A 13,461-nucleotide genomic window follows, 5' to 3' on the forward strand; every position below is an offset into this window, starting at 1 on the left:
CCCCCGTCCTCCTCACTCCTCGGAGGCTCGGGGCGAGCCTCCGGGCGGGGCCAGGGCGGGATGCCGGGAGCGGGGCTCGGCCGCGGTGGCAGCGACCAGGAGCAGGCCGGCCGCTCCGGCGAACGACGCGGGTGTGCCCGCCGTGTCGGCGACGGCACCCAGCACGAGGGCGCCCGCGGCCTGGCCGACGGTGAGGCCGACGAAGAGGACGGCGGCGGCCTGCGGCGCCGCGGCCGGGACCCGGTGCGCTCCCCAGGCGAGCAGCACCCCGCTGAGCACCACGAACGCGAAGCCGAAGCCGGCCAGCGCGAGGCCTGCGGGGACCGGGCTGCCGGGAGCGGCGGCGAGCAGCAGCACGGCGGCCGCGGCGACCGTGACGGCACCGGCCCACGCCCGGCGCAGCCCGGCCCGCGCGACGACGTCGCCGCTGAGCCCGCCGGCCAGCCCGGCCGCCCCGAGCGCGCACCACAGCAGGCCGGTGACGCCGTCGGACAGCGCACCGTCGCCGGTCAGGAGCTCCCGGCCGAACGTCCACACCCCGGCACCGCCCGCCCCACCGAGGACCGCGGCGACCAGCGGCCGGGTCAGCCGGCGCAGCGGTGCCCGGGCGGCGTCCTCGCACCGGGCGGCGTCCTCCCACCGGACGGCGTCCTCGCACCGGACGGCGGACGGCCAGGCGGTGCGGCGGTCGGCCGCCCGGGTGGCGGCCAGCGCCAGCACGGCGAACCCGGCCCAGGCCCAGCGCCAGTGCCCGGGCATGGAGAGGACGAGCAGGCCGCCGGCGACCACGCCGGCTCCGGTGCCGCTGTTGACCACCGCCTGGGCGCGCGACTCGACGGCGGGTCGGACCGTGGCGGTCACCGCGGCGACCAGCGCCGGGGTCGCGGCGCCCGCGCCGCTACCGGCCACGAGCACCCCGACCGCGAGGACGACCGTCGACGAGGCGGCCGCCACCACCGCGGAGCCGAGGGCGGCGGTGCCGCCGGCCAGCCACAGTGCCGCGCGGGGCCGCTCCCGGCCGACCCAGCGCTGGGCCAGCAGCGCGGTCAGGCAGTAGGCGAGGTAGCTGCCGGCGGCGATGCTCCCGGCGGTGCTGGACGTGATACCGAACTCGCTGCGCAGCTGCGGCAGGTAGAGGCCGAAGCCGTAGCGGGCCAGCCCGTACGTGACGGCGATGACGGCCAGCCCCGCGGGCACCAGCCCGGACGACGTCCGGGAGGATCCATTTACCATAACGATCGTTTCACCATAACGATCGTTACGATAGCGGCATGGCCCCCTCCTCCGCGACCCGACCGGCACGCGAGCGGCTGCTCACCGCCGCCGGTGAGCTGTTCTACGAGTCCGGCATCGCGGCGACGGGAGTCGACGCGGTGCTCGCCCGGGCCGGGGTCTCCCCCGCCACGATGTACGCCCACTTCGCCGGCAAGGACGGGCTGGTCGCCGCCTACCTGGAGGAGCGGCACACCACCTGGCGGCAGACCTGGGACGCCGTGCTGGCCGGGTACCGCGACCCGGTCGACCGGCTGCTGTCGGTGTTCGACGCGGTCGGCCGCTTCCGGCAGCAGCAGGGCAACCGCCGGGGCTGCGCCTTCCTCGCCGCAGCGACCGAGCTGCCGCCGGGGCACCCGGGCCAGCGCTGGCTCGAGGCCGACTCCCGGCTGCTCACCGGGCGGCTCCACGAGCTGGCCGTCGCCGCGGCCCTGCCGGATCCCGCGGACGTCGCCGCAACGCTGCTGCTCTGCTATGACGGCGCGCTGAGCGGGTACGCCCGCGCCGCGACGACACCGGGGCTGCCCGGGGACGACCCGGTCGGCCGGGCCCGGCGACTGGCCGCCGGCTGGATCGCCACCCGCACCGGCTGACATCACGACCGGGACTCGTTCCCGTGGTGCGCGACCGATCAGCGTGGTGCAGTGGGTGCGTGCCCGTCGCCGACCGTCTCGACCGCCTGCAGCGCCGGCACAAGGCAGCCGGCTTCCCGATCGCCGTCGTCTACAAGTACGTCGACGACTCCGGTCCCTACCTGGCTGCGCTGATCACCTACTACGCCTTCGTCTCGCTCTTCCCGCTGCTGCTGCTGTTCTCCACGATCCTGGGCCACGTGCTGGCCGGCGACCCCGAGCTGCGGCAGCGGCTGATCGACTCCGCGCTCAGCCAGTTCCCGGTGGTCGGCGAGAAGCTCGGCACGCCGCAGGAGCTCAGCGGTGGCGCCGTGGGCATCGTCATCGGCGTGCTCGGCTCGCTCTACGGCGGGCTCGGTGTGGCGCAGGCGGTGCAGCACATGATGAACACGGCCTGGTCGGTGCCGCGCAACAGCAGGCCCAACCCCTTCCTCGCCCGGGGCCGCAGCTTGCTGCTGCTGGGCACCGCCGGGCTCGCGGTCCTCGGGACGACGGCGCTGTCGACGATGGGCTCGGGCAACGCGGGATCGCTGGGCGTGGCCCTGCGCGTCCTCGCACTGGTCGCCTCCGTCGCGGTGAACGCCGTCGTCTTCGTCTTCGCCTTCCGGCTGGCCACCGCGCGGCACCTCACCGTCCGCCAGGTCGCGCCGGGCGCCCTCGCGGCCGCCGTGCTCTGGCAGCTGCTGCAGACCTTCGGCGTGAACTACGTGAGCCACGTGGTCAGCACCGCCAGCGCGGTGAACGGCGTCTTCGCCCTGGTCCTCGGCCTGCTCGCCTTCCTCTACCTGGCCGCGGTCATCGGCGTGCTGTGCGTGGAGATCAACGTGGTGCACGTCGACCGGCTGTGGCCGCGGGCGCTGCTGACCCCGTTCACCGACGCCGTCGACCTCACCGCCGGCGACCGGCGCAGCTACACCGGCCTGGCCAAGGCCCAGCGCCAGAAGGGCTTCGAGACGGTGCACGTCACCTTCGACCCGCCCGACCCCAGCGAGCCGGCGGACGCCGTCAGCGCCCCTCCGCCACCTGCTCCTCCTGGCGCGCACCCAGCTCCGCCGCGGTGAGGGCGGCCCCGGCCCGCTGCGCCATGGCCGGGGCGACGACCACCGCGACCAGCCCGACCAGCAGCCAGACCCCGGCGACGATCGGGAACCAGAACGCCGGGCCGTCGTCGTACGCCGGGTACGGGGCGACGTTGCGGTAGACGGTGTAGCCCAGCACGACCAGGGCGAGCAGCGGGACGACGACCTGCCACATCGGCACCGCCGGCATCCGGCGCTGGACGAACACCAGCCGGATCGCGCCGACCGTGGTCAGCAGGTAGGCGACCAGCAGGATCAGCGTGCCGATGGTGCCCGACCACAGGAAGGTGTCGAAGGCCTCGGCGTCGAAGAACACCGCGCAGACCAGCTGGACCAGCGCCATCACGACGGTGACCAGGATGGCCGCGACCGCCGGGGTGCCGGCCGCGGTGGTGGTGGCCAGCCCGCCGGCGCGGGAGGTGTCGCGCCGGGTGTCCCGGGCGAAGGCGTAGGTGAGCCGCGACGCGCCGACCACGCAGGCCAGGCAGCAGCCGAACGCGCTGATCGCCGCGCCCAGGGTGATCACGTCGCCGACCCAGCCGGCGATGTAGCTGCTGCCCAGGTCACCGAGCAGCGAGGGCGAGGACGCGAACGCGGCCACCCCCGCCTCGTCGGTGCCGAAGCCCATCATCTCGATCGCGGTGACGACGACGAAGTAGATCCCGCCGAACACCGCCGTCCCGAGGATCGCCCGCGGGATGTCCCGGCGCGGGTTGCGCGCCTCCTCGCCCAGCGTCGCCGCGGCCTCGAACCCGGCGAAGGACAGGAAGCCGAAGACCACGCCGAGGAAGACCGCCGACAGCTCCGTGCCTGGCGCGACGGTGAACACGTCGAGGGTGAACCCGGCGTCCGGGGAGGGCGCGTCGGCCGGCACGTTCCCCGACACCAGCCGGACCAGCACGATCGCGCTGACCACCAGGATGAGCGCCACGGTGGCGCCCTCCACGCTGAGCAGCACCGAGGTGCCGCGCTTGGCCGGCGCGATGGTCAGCACCAGCGCCCCCACCAGCGCGACGCCGGCGAGCAGGAACGGCGCCCAGGACGGCGGGTTCTCCCAGATGCCGACCGCCTGCAGGAACGCCGTCCCGAAGATGCCGGTCGCGCTGGAGGTGACCACGCCGTAGAAGCAGTAGGTGCCGAGCAGGCCGAACCCGGAGACCAGCCCGGTCCGCGGGCCCAGCGTGGCGCCGACGAAGGCGTACACGGAGCCGGCGTGGTGGAAGTACTGGCAGAGCCGGACGAAGCCGTAGGCGACCAGCAGCACCCCGATGGCGGCGAGCAGGAACGCCAGCGGCACGGCCCGGCCGACCGTCCCGGCGGTCCCCTGCGGGTTGATGTTGGCCGCCATCGACGGCGCCATCAGCGCGACGGACAGGCCGACGGCCTGCCACACCGACAGCGACCGGGTGAGGCCGCCGGCCCGCGCCTGGTCGGTCGTGCTCGCTCCGTCGGGGCGGGGGGTCGAGACGGCCATCGGGCACCCTCCTGCAGGTCGCGGTCGCGCCGGTCAACGGCGAAGTGCGGGAAGTGTGCGCCACAGCTGCCCCTGATGGGCGGTTCTGTCGTACAAGATTCACGCGAGCCCCGGCACCATGCGGGCCAGGTCAGCGCCACGAGACGACGGAGGCCCGGATGGAGCTGCACGAGCGGGACGAGCGACGGGCCGCAGCTGAGGCCCGCCTCGGCGCACTCGCCGAGGCCGGGGTGGTCGGCGTCGTCCTGCCCTGGGTGGACACCAGCGGCATCACCCGGATGAAGTCGGTGCCGCTCGCCAAGCTGCCGGGCGCCGCGCAGTGGGGCGTCGGGATGAGCCCGGTCTTCGACGGGTTCCTGGTCGACGACTCCATCGTCGCCGGCAGCTACGCCGGCAGCGCGATCGGCGACCTGCGCCTGCACCCGGACCTCGAGCGGCTGACCGTGCTCGCCGGTCAGCCCGGCTGGGCCTGGGCGCCGGTGGACCGGTGGACCCAGGACGGTGTGCCGCACGCCCAGTGCTCCCGCTCGCTGCTGCGCCGGCTGGTGGCCGACTACGCCGACGAGGGGCTCAGCCTCAAGGCCGCCTACGAGGTCGAGTGGGTGATCGGTGAGGCGGTGCTCCCCGCGGGCGCCGACCCCGACACCTTCGTCCCGGCGCTGTCCGGCCCCGCCTACAGCATGACCCGGCACATCGAGGTGTCCGACTACGCGCGCGACCTGCTCCAGGCGCTGGCCGACCAGGGCGTGGCCGTCGACCAGTTCCACCCCGAGTACGCCGCCGGGCAGCTGGAGGTGTCGGTCGGCGCCGAGGACCCGGTCGCCGCCGCCGACACCGCCCTGCTGGTGCGCAGCACCATCCGCGCGGTGAGCCTGGCGCACGGCCTGCGCGTCAGCTTCTCGCCGAAGGTCACCGCGGACGGCGTCGGGAACGGCGGCCACGTGCACCTGTCGCTGTGGCGTGGGGAGGAGAACCTGATGAGCGGCGGTCCGGGCACCTTCGGGCTCACCCGGGACGGCGAGGCGTTCACCGCCGGGCTGCTGCAGCACCTGCCCGGCCTGCTCGCCGTCGGGGCGCCCAGCGTCGCCTCCTACCTCCGACTGGTCCCCTCGCACTGGGCCGGGGCGTTCGCCGCCTGGGGCCTGGAGAACCGCGAGGCCGCCGTCCGGTTCGTCACCGGCCCCAGCGGCGCGCGGCAGTCCGCGGCCAACGTCGAGGTGAAGAGCTTCGACGCCGCGGCGAACCCCTACCTGCTGATGGCCGGCCTGCTCGCCGCCGGACGGGCCGGGCTGCGGGCCGGCGCAGCGCTGCCCGACCCGGTCGGCATCGACCCCGGCACGCTCAGCGAGGAGGAGCGACGGGAGGCGGGCATCGCGGCGCTGCCTGCGTCGCTGGAGGAGGCGGTGCGGGCGTTCGAGTCCGACGAGGAGCTGACCGGCGTCTTCGGCGTCGAGCTGGCGACGACGATCGCCGAGGTGCGCCGCGGCGAGATCGCCCTGTTCGACGGGGTGCCACCGGAGGGGATCACGACAGCGGTCCGCTGGCGGCACTGACGACCTGCGGTGACGACTGCAAGATTCATCTTGTCGAGGGGTTTACCTCCGTGTCGGGTCGAGGTAATCTCTAGTTGCCGCTAGAGGTTCTCCCCCTCGGGCAGCGCATCCCTGGACCGTTCGACCGCATGATCTCCGGAGGTACGCAGCCATGATGCTGAGCTCCAACGACCCGTTCGCCGCCACGTCCGCCGCGCTCCGCGCGCTGGACCAGCTCACCGGCCGCGGCGGCACCACCACCGCCCGCCCGCTCGCCGGCATGCCGATGGACGCCTACCGGGTCGGTGACAACTTCGTCGCCCACTTCGACCTGCCCGGCGTCGACCCCGGCTCGATCGACCTGCAGGTCGAGGGCACCACCCTCACCATCAGCGCCGAGCGCTCGGTCCCGCAGATCGAGGGGGCGCAGTGGCAGGTCGCCGAGCGCCCGTTCGGCAGCTACACCCGCCAGCTGGTGCTCGGCCGCAGCCTGGACACCGACCGGCTCGAGGCCAGCTACCACGACGGTGTGCTGACCGTGAGCATCCCGGTGGCCGAGCGGGCCAAGGCCCGCAAGATCAGCGTGACCCGGGCGGACGCACCCGCCCAGGTCGAGGCCCGCACCATCGAGGGTGAGCAGCAGTCCGTCGAGAGCTGAGCGCACACCGCGAGCGAGGGGCGGGGCCGCGCGGCCCCGCCCCTCGCTCGTACCCGGAGGGACCATGAGCACCGACCCGCTGCAGCCGCTGGACGACCCCGACCACCCGGTGCTCACCATGAGCCAGGCGGCCGAGCTGCTCGGCGTCCAGGCGGCCTTCCTGCGCAGCCTCGACTCCGGCGGCGTCCTCTCCCCGTACCGCTCCCCCGGCGGGCACCGGCGCTACTCCCGGGCCCAGCTGCGGATCGCGGCCCGGGTGCGCGTCCTGCTGGACGACGGCCACCCGCTCTCCTCCGCGCAGGTGATCGTCCAGCTGCAGGACGACCTCGCCGACGCGGTGGCCGACGCCGACGCCGCCCGGGACGAACGGGACGCCGCCCGCCGGGAACGCGACGCCGCCGCCGAGTGACCGGTCGAATGCTCACAGGCGGATGACAGATCCGTCACAGATCTCGCCAAGGCGGATGGACGACATGCCGGGCGGGTATCGGACGGTCATGGCAACAAACAGCTCCACCAACTCGACCACGGGCCGCACGGTCCAGCGCGACCGCCGCGCCAACACCACGGGCGCGCACGTCGCGACCGCCGGCGTCGTGGTCTTCGTGATCGCCACGTTCCTGACATGGGTGTCCACCGAGGGTGCGGACGGCACCTCCGGCTCCGGCTACGAGACCGACACCACCATCCCGCTGGTCGCCTTCCTCGGCATCGGCTTGGTCGTCGGCCTGCAGTACGCGGCCACCCGCGCCCGCGGCCGTCAGCACCGCGGGCTCTCGCTGACCGCCATGGCCGTCGGCATCGCCGCCGTCCTGCTGTCGCTGAGCTACGTCGTCGACGTGCCGGGCGCCTTCGAGCGGGGTGCCGACCTGACCACCGAGATCGGTGCCTGGATCGGCCTCGTCGGCGGCATCATCTGGTCCGTCGGCGCCGGCCTGCTGGCCAAGGAGCCCGAGGGCGACGACGACTGGAACGACGCCTCCCACACCGAGGCGCACCGCACCCACTGATCCGACCGCACGGCCCGACCGGCCGCGCCACCCGAACGGGCACCCGACCGCAGGCACCACGCCGGCGGACGGGTGCCCGTTCGGCGTCCCGGGAGGCCCGTCGTCGCCGAAGGCGCGCCTTCGGCGAACTCCCACTAGGTGAGGGCGGGGAGCACCAGCAGGACGGTGGGCACCAGCAGCAGCGCCAGCGCGCAGGCCAGTGCGGCCGCGCGGGCCGCGACCGGCAGCGGTGCGGCCGGCGCGAGCAACCGCCGCACCCGGACGGCGACCGCGCCCCCGGTGACCGCGAGTGCGCCGTCGGGCAGCTGACCACCGGCCCCTGCGGCGACCGCGACGATCGCCGCGGCCAGCGTCCGCCGCCGGTCCGGGCCGGTCAGCGAGCCCAGGGCGACGTCGTCGGCGCGCATCTCCACCAGGTCCCGGACGGCGTCGTGCGCCCGGTCGGCGGCAGGCAGCACCGGCAGCGCCGCGCGCCAGGCGACGAAGGGCAGCAGCAGCAGGTGGTGGTGCTCGGTCAGGTGCGCGCGCTCGTGGGCCACGACCGCGTCGACCTGGGCGCCGTCCAGCTCGGCGACCATCCCGGAGGAGAGCACCAGCAGTGGCCGGGCCCCGGGGATGCAGAAGGCCACCGGCGCCGGGTGGTCCAGCAGGCGGGTGTCCTCCCCCGCCGCCGCGGGCTCGACGACCAGCTCCAGCAGCGCGCGGTGCCGCCGCCGGGTGCGCGCGGTGCGCACCAGCGAGAGCACCAGCACGCCGAGCAGCTCCAGCGCGAGGACGGCGGCGAGGGTCTGGGCGACCCAGTGGTCACCGCGCACCGGCTCCTCGGCGGACTGCCGGGTGACCCAGTGCCACCACGCCTCGGGCAGCGAGTGCCCCCACGGCGCCAGCCCGTGCGTCAGCAGCGCGCCGATGATCGACAGCCCACCGGCCAGACCGATCGCCTGCCAGCAGACCAGCGCGGCCAGCGGGTCCCGCCGCGGCCACCGGGCCCGGGACAGCGCCGCCGGCACCGGCCAGGCCAGCAGGGCGGCCAGCAACCCCAGGGCGAGCGCGGTCGCGGGCAGCACGGTCAGCGGGTCGGGTGCTCTCCGGCGCCGGCCAGCAGCTCGCGCAGCATCCGCACCTCGTCGGCCCCGACACTGCCCACGAAGCGGGCCAGCGCGGCCTGCCGGTCGCCGGCCTGGCCGAGCACCTCGTGCATCAGCTCGGCGACGTGCTCCTCGCGGCTGCCGCGGGCCCGGAACTGCCGGGGCCGGGCCTCGTCGTGGTCCACGAAGCCCTTCTGCTCCAGGCGGCTCAGCACCGTGTGCACCGTGGTCAGTGCGAGGCCGCGGTCGGCGAAGGAGTCGCGCAGCTGGGTGGCCGTGACCGGCCCGCCGACGGCCCACAGGTGCTCGAGCACCGCGCGCTCCAGATCTCCCAGGGTGTTCATCGCTCTCCTGTCGGCCAGCTCACACGGCACTTCTTCTACGTGTCGTAGAGAAACTCTTCTACTAGGCGTAGAAAGAACGTGTCGATCGTACGTCAGCGGCTGGAGGAACCCCGGTGGACGTGTTGGACATCGCCCGGTGGCAGTTCGGCATCACCACCGTCTACCACTTCCTGATGGTCCCGCTGACCATCGGCCTGGGGATCCTGGTCGCGGTCATGCACACCATGTGGGTGCGCACCGACAAGCCCGAGTGGCTGCGGATGACCCGCTTCTGGGGCCGCATCTACCTGATCAACTTCGTCCTCGGCGTGGCCACCGGACTGGTCCAGGAGTTCCAGTTCGGGCTGGCCTGGAGCGCGTACAGCCGCTTCGTCGGCGACGTCTTCGGGTCGCTGCTCGCGCTGGAGGCGCTGCTCGCCTTCTTCCTCGAGTCCACGTTCCTGGGTCTGTGGATCTTCGGCTGGGGCCGGATCCCGAAGAAGGTGCACCTGGCCACGCTGTGGGCCGCGGTCATCGGCTCGGTGGTCAGCGCGTACTTCATCATCGCGGCCAACAGCTGGATGCAGCACCCGGTCGGTGTCGTCACCGACGACGCCACCGGCCGGCCGGAGCAGGTCGACTTCCTGGCCGTGCTCACCAACAACACCGCCCTGGCCGCGTTCAGCCACACCGTCGTCGCCGCGCTGATGGTCGCCGGCGCCGCGCTCGTGGGCATCGGGCTGTGGCACCTGCGCAAGCGGGAGCTCGCCGACGCCCCGGCCACGGACGTGGCGGGCCGGGATGGTGGCGACTACGGGGTCTGGCGCCGCTCGGTGCGGCTGGGCGGCTACGTCTCGGTCGCCGCGTTCCTGCTCACCGCCGTCACCGGCGACATCCAGGGCAAGCTGATGTACGAGCAGCAGCCGCTGAAGATGTCCTCGGCCGAGGCGCTGTGCGAGACCGAGGCACCGGCGCCCTTCTCGATCTTCGCCTTCGGCAAGCTCGGCTCCAACGAGTGCGACGACGTCCACTCCTGGACCGTCCCCTACCTGCTCTCCTACCTCGCCCACGGCGACTTCTCCACCGCCGTCCCCGGCGTCAACGAGCTGCAGGAGACCTACGCCGCGGCCTACGGCGCCACCTACCCCGACGACCCGTCCTTCGGCGACAAGGCCGGCGAGCCGATCGACTACACGCCGCTGCTGGCGGTCACCTACTGGAACTTCCGGTTGATGATCGGCATGGGCTCGGTGTCCGCCGCGGTCGGGGCCTACGCGCTCTGGTCGACCCGCAGGGGCCGGGTGCCGACCAACCCCGTCGCCGTCTACGGCTCGCTGCTGGCGGTCGGCGCGCCGTTCGTCGCCAACGCCGCGGGCTGGATCTTCACCGAGATGGGCCGCCAGCCCTTCGTGGTCTACCCGAACCCCGACGTCCCGCGTGCCGACCAGGTGTACTTCTTCACCGCCCAGGCCGTCTCCCCCGGCGTCAGCGCCGGGGAGGTGCTGACCTCGCTGGTCACCCTGACCGCGCTCTACGGCGCGCTGGCCGTCGTCGAGGCGTGGCTGCTGGTGCGGTTCGTCCGCCGCGGCGTCACCACCGGGGACGGCGCCCCGACCCCCGGCCACACCCCCGAGGGGACGCCGGACGACGACCTGCCCGGTGGCCGCGACCAGACCGACGACGTCCTGTCCTTCGCGTACTGAGGAGTGCTGACCATGGACCTGCAGACCGTCTGGTTCGTCGCCGTCGCGGTGCTCTGGACCGGCTTCCTGCTGCTCGAGGGCTTCGACTTCGGGGTCGCCGCGCTGCTGCCGGTGCTCGGCCGCCGGACGCAGGACCGGCACCTGATGCTCCGGTCGATCGGCCCGCTGTGGGACGGCAACGAGGTGTGGCTGATCACCGCCGCCGGCGCGGTCTTCGCCGCGTTCCCCGGCTGGTACGCCACCTGGCTGCCCGCCCTGTACCTGCCGTTCGTGCTGCTGCTGGTCGGGCTGATCATCCGCGCGGTCGCCTTCGAGTGGCGGCACTCCCACCACACCGACCAGTGGGACACGACCTGGACCCACGTCATCACCGCCGGATCGCTCATCGCCGCCCTGGGCGTCGGCGCCGCGCTCGGGGCCACCACGCTGGGGCTGCCGATCGACGCTGACGGCAACCGGGTCGGCGGTGCCTTCGCCGGCCTCGGCTGGGCGGCGCTGCTGGGCGCGGTCGCCGTCCTCGGGTTCTCCCTGGTCCACGGCGCGGTGTTCCTGGCGCTGAAGACCGACGGCCCGGTGCGGCTGGCCGCCCGGGCGTTCGCCCGGCGCTGGGCGCCGGTGGCCGCGCTGCCGCTGCTGCTCTGGGCGCTGCTGGTCCAGCTCCGCTCCGGCACGGTCGCCACCGCGGTGCTGCTGCTGGTGGCCGCGCTGGCCGTGCTCGTCGCGTGGGCGCGGATCCGGGTCGACCGGGAGGGCCAGGCCTTCGCCGCCTGGGCGGTGGTGCTGCTCGGTTCGGCCGCCACCGTGTTCGGCGCCGCCTACCCGGTCGTCGTCCCCTCGACGATCGACCCGGCCTTCGACGTCACCGTCTCCCACGCCTCGGTCAGCGACTACACGCTCACCGTGATGACCTGGGCGGCCGGCGTCGGGCTCCCGGTCGTGCTCGGCTACCAGGCCTGGACCTACTGGGTGTTCCGCAAGCGCCTCTCCGCCGAGCCGGAGACGTCGCCAGAGCCGGTGACCGCATGACCCGGACTGTCCCTCGCCAAAGGCGTGCCTTTGGCGGAGACGGCGGCGGGCGCGGGCCGCTCGGGGCGCTGGCCGGGGTGCCGGGGCTGACCGGCGCGCTGGTGCGAGCCGCGGTGCTGGCGCTGGTCCAGACCGCCGGCGTGGTGCTGCTGGCCGCCGGGCTCGCGCGGGCGGTGGCCGACGTCGCCGCCGGGACGACGCCCGGCACCGCCCTGCTGGTCGCCGTCGGCGGTGCGGCCGTCCGGGCGGCCGGGTCGGGGCTGGGCCAGGTGCTGGCCGCGCGGGACGCCCGCCGGGCCGAGGACACCCTCCGCCGCCGGCTGATCACCCGGCTGCTCGAGGGCGAGGGCGAGGCCGCGGCCGCGGCCGGCGGGACCGGGCCGGCCGCGGTGCTGGCCACCACCCGGCTGCACGACCTCAGCCCTGCGCTGGCCACCTACCTGCCCGCGCTGGCGCAGACCGCCGTCGTCCCGCCGGTGCTGCTGGTCGTCCTCGGCGTCACCGACCGGCTCTCCGCCCTGCTGGTCGCGGTCACCCTGCCGCTGGTGCCGCTGTTCATGGCGCTGGTCGGGCTGCACACCCGGGACGAGACGGCCGCGGCCGCCCGCGCGCTGGACCGGATCGCCGGGCACGTCGCCGAGCTCGTCCGCGGGCTGCCGGTGCTGGTCGGGCTCGGCCGCGCCGCCGACCAGCTCGCCGCGCTGGCCGAGCTCGGCGAGGCGCACCGCCGCCGCACCCTGGCCACGCTGCGGATCGCCTTCCTCTCCGCGCTGGTGCTCGAGGTGCTGGCCACGCTGTCGGTCGCGCTGGTCGCGGTGACCGTCGGCGTCCGGCTCACCTCCGGGACTCTTGCCCTGGACGTCGGCCTGCTCGCCCTGCTGCTGGCGCCGGAGGCGTTCGCCCCGCTGCGCGCGCTGGGCTCGGCGCACCACGCCTCCGAGGACGCCGCCGAGGCCGCGGCCGCCGCTCGCGCGGTGCTCGCCACCCCGGCACCGCGGCCCGTCGTGGCCGGGCTCCCGGCCGGCCGGCCGCGCGGCCTCACCGTCGACGACCTGACCGTCACCTTCCCCGGCCGCGGCGGCCCCGCGGTGGACGGCGTCTCGTTCACCGTCGACCCCGGTGAGCTGGTCGCGCTGCGCGGGCCGAGCGGCTCCGGCAAGTCCACCGTCCTCGCCGTCCTCGCCGGGCAGCTGCTCGACGGGGCGGGCGCCCGGGTCGGCGGCACGGTGCTCCGGCCGGCCGACGTCGCCGTCGTCCCGCAGTCCCCGACCACCGTCGCCGACACCGTCGTCGACGAGCTGCGCCGGCACGCCGGGGACGTCGGGCCCGGCCGCGCCACCGACCTGGCCGAGACCGCGCTGGACTGGGTGCAGGGCGCCCACCTGCGCGAGCGGGCCTGCCGCACCCTCTCCCCCGGCGAGCTGCAGCGGGTCGCCCTGGCCCGGGCACTGGTCCGGGTGCAGCGCGGCGCCCGGGTGCTGCTGCTCGACGAGCCGACCGCGTCGCTGGACGCGGACTCCACCGCCGCCGTCGCCGAGCTGCTGCTCCGGCTGCGCGGCTCGCTGTGCACCGTGCTGGTCACCCACGAGCCGGCCCTCGCCGCCCTGGCCGACCGCACCGTCGAGCTGCCCGGCACGTCAGCCCTGCCCCCGCTGACCCCCCAC

13 protein-coding genes are annotated in these 13,461 nt (G+C 74.8%); 9 read left to right on the forward strand and 4 right to left on the reverse strand.

The features are described from left to right. Positions 1-12: 12 nt before the first annotated feature. Positions 13-1,233 (reverse strand): MFS transporter, encoded by a 1,221-nt coding sequence (locus FHL80_RS11995; protein ID WP_138733646.1) that lies wholly within the window; start codon positions 1,231-1,233, stop codon positions 13-15. 38 nt (positions 1,234-1,271) lie between these two features. Here FHL80_RS11995 and FHL80_RS12000 point away from each other — a divergent pair, with 38 nt between their 5' ends. Continuing rightward, positions 1,272-1,865, forward strand: coding sequence for a TetR/AcrR family transcriptional regulator (locus FHL80_RS12000; protein ID WP_138733647.1), 594 nt, complete (start codon positions 1,272-1,274; stop codon positions 1,863-1,865). Positions 1,866-1,924: 59 nt separating this feature from the next. Further along, positions 1,925-2,965: a YihY/virulence factor BrkB family protein gene (locus tag FHL80_RS12005; RefSeq protein WP_138733648.1), complete on the forward strand. Its 1,041-nt coding sequence runs from the start codon at positions 1,925-1,927 to the stop codon at positions 2,963-2,965. Here the strand turns inward: FHL80_RS12005 and FHL80_RS12010 are convergent. Then, positions 2,910-4,457 (reverse strand): APC family permease, encoded by a 1,548-nt coding sequence (locus FHL80_RS12010; protein ID WP_138733649.1) that lies wholly within the window; start codon positions 4,455-4,457, stop codon positions 2,910-2,912. The two genes, FHL80_RS12005 and FHL80_RS12010, sit on opposite strands and share 56 nt — an antisense overlap. Positions 4,458-4,615: 158 nt before the next feature. Here FHL80_RS12010 and FHL80_RS12015 point away from each other — a divergent pair, with 158 nt between their 5' ends. The 4 genes from FHL80_RS12015 to FHL80_RS12030 all read left to right on the forward strand — a co-directional run bounded on the left by FHL80_RS12015 (position 4,616) and on the right by FHL80_RS12030 (position 7,657). Continuing rightward, positions 4,616-6,010, forward strand: coding sequence for a glutamine synthetase family protein (locus FHL80_RS12015; protein WP_138733650.1), 1,395 nt, complete (start codon positions 4,616-4,618; stop codon positions 6,008-6,010). Positions 6,011-6,161: 151 nt separating this feature from the next. Beyond that, positions 6,162-6,647 carry an Hsp20/alpha crystallin family protein gene (locus tag FHL80_RS12020; protein WP_246078630.1) on the forward strand — a complete coding sequence of 162 codons (486 nt, stop codon included), beginning with the start codon at positions 6,162-6,164 and terminating at the stop codon, positions 6,645-6,647. A gap of 64 nt (positions 6,648-6,711) precedes the next feature. Then, positions 6,712-7,056, forward strand: coding sequence for a helix-turn-helix domain-containing protein (locus FHL80_RS12025; RefSeq protein ID WP_138733652.1), 345 nt, complete (start codon positions 6,712-6,714; stop codon positions 7,054-7,056). An 88-nt stretch (positions 7,057-7,144) separates the two neighbouring features. Then, entirely contained in the window at positions 7,145-7,657 is a 513-nt protein-coding gene (locus FHL80_RS12030) for a hypothetical protein (RefSeq protein ID WP_138733653.1), read from the forward strand. 134 nt (positions 7,658-7,791) lie between these two features. Here FHL80_RS12030 and FHL80_RS12035 read toward each other — a convergent pair whose 3' ends face one another. Both FHL80_RS12035 and FHL80_RS12040 read right to left on the reverse strand, forming a co-directional pair. Further along, positions 7,792-8,724, reverse strand: a complete 933-nt coding sequence (locus FHL80_RS12035) for a M56 family metallopeptidase (RefSeq protein WP_138733654.1) — start codon at positions 8,722-8,724, stop codon at positions 7,792-7,794. Between the two features lie 2 nt (positions 8,725-8,726). Then, positions 8,727-9,089, reverse strand: a complete 363-nt coding sequence (locus FHL80_RS12040) for a BlaI/MecI/CopY family transcriptional regulator (RefSeq protein ID WP_138733655.1) — start codon at positions 9,087-9,089, stop codon at positions 8,727-8,729. A 113-nt stretch (positions 9,090-9,202) separates the two neighbouring features. On the opposite strand from FHL80_RS12040, the gene FHL80_RS12045 reads away from it, so the two are divergent. The 3 genes from FHL80_RS12045 to FHL80_RS12055 all read left to right on the forward strand — a co-directional run. Next, complete coding sequence (locus tag FHL80_RS12045) at positions 9,203-10,771, forward strand: cytochrome ubiquinol oxidase subunit I (RefSeq protein ID WP_138733656.1); 1,569 nt, start codon at positions 9,203-9,205, stop codon at positions 10,769-10,771. Positions 10,772-10,783: 12 nt separating this feature from the next. Then, positions 10,784-11,797 (forward strand): cytochrome d ubiquinol oxidase subunit II, encoded by a 1,014-nt coding sequence (gene cydB / locus FHL80_RS12050; RefSeq protein ID WP_138733657.1) that lies wholly within the window; start codon positions 10,784-10,786, stop codon positions 11,795-11,797. Further along, positions 11,794-13,461: ATP-binding cassette domain-containing protein (locus tag FHL80_RS12055; protein WP_138733658.1), on the forward strand; the 1,668-nt coding region annotated here is incomplete at its 3' end. The genes cydB and FHL80_RS12055, both read left to right, overlap by 4 nt.

This window comes from Modestobacter excelsi (assembly GCF_005930495.1).
Taxonomy (GTDB): Bacteria; Actinomycetota; Actinomycetes; order Mycobacteriales; family Geodermatophilaceae; genus Modestobacter; species Modestobacter excelsi.

Bases quoted from the DNA above. Each gene is read 5' to 3' on its own strand.
- FHL80_RS12015 (WP_138733650.1), top strand. From the start codon at position 4,616: ATGGAGCTGCACGAGCGGGACGAGCGACGGGCCGCAGCTGAGGCCCGC.
- FHL80_RS12010 (WP_138733649.1), bottom strand. From the start codon at position 4,457: ATGGCCGTCTCGACCCCCCGCCCCGACGGAGCGAGCACGACCGACCAG.
- FHL80_RS12030 (WP_138733653.1), top strand. From the start codon at position 7,145: ATGGCAACAAACAGCTCCACCAACTCGACCACGGGCCGCACGGTCCAG.
- FHL80_RS12020 (WP_246078630.1), top strand. From the start codon at position 6,162: ATGATGCTGAGCTCCAACGACCCGTTCGCCGCCACGTCCGCCGCGCTC.
- FHL80_RS12025 (WP_138733652.1), top strand. From the start codon at position 6,712: ATGAGCACCGACCCGCTGCAGCCGCTGGACGACCCCGACCACCCGGTG.
- FHL80_RS12000 (WP_138733647.1), top strand. From the start codon at position 1,272: ATGGCCCCCTCCTCCGCGACCCGACCGGCACGCGAGCGGCTGCTCACC.
- FHL80_RS12040 (WP_138733655.1), bottom strand. From the start codon at position 9,089: ATGAACACCCTGGGAGATCTGGAGCGCGCGGTGCTCGAGCACCTGTGG.
- cydB (WP_138733657.1), top strand. From the start codon at position 10,784: ATGGACCTGCAGACCGTCTGGTTCGTCGCCGTCGCGGTGCTCTGGACC.
- FHL80_RS11995 (WP_138733646.1), bottom strand. From the start codon at position 1,233: ATGGTAAATGGATCCTCCCGGACGTCGTCCGGGCTGGTGCCCGCGGGG.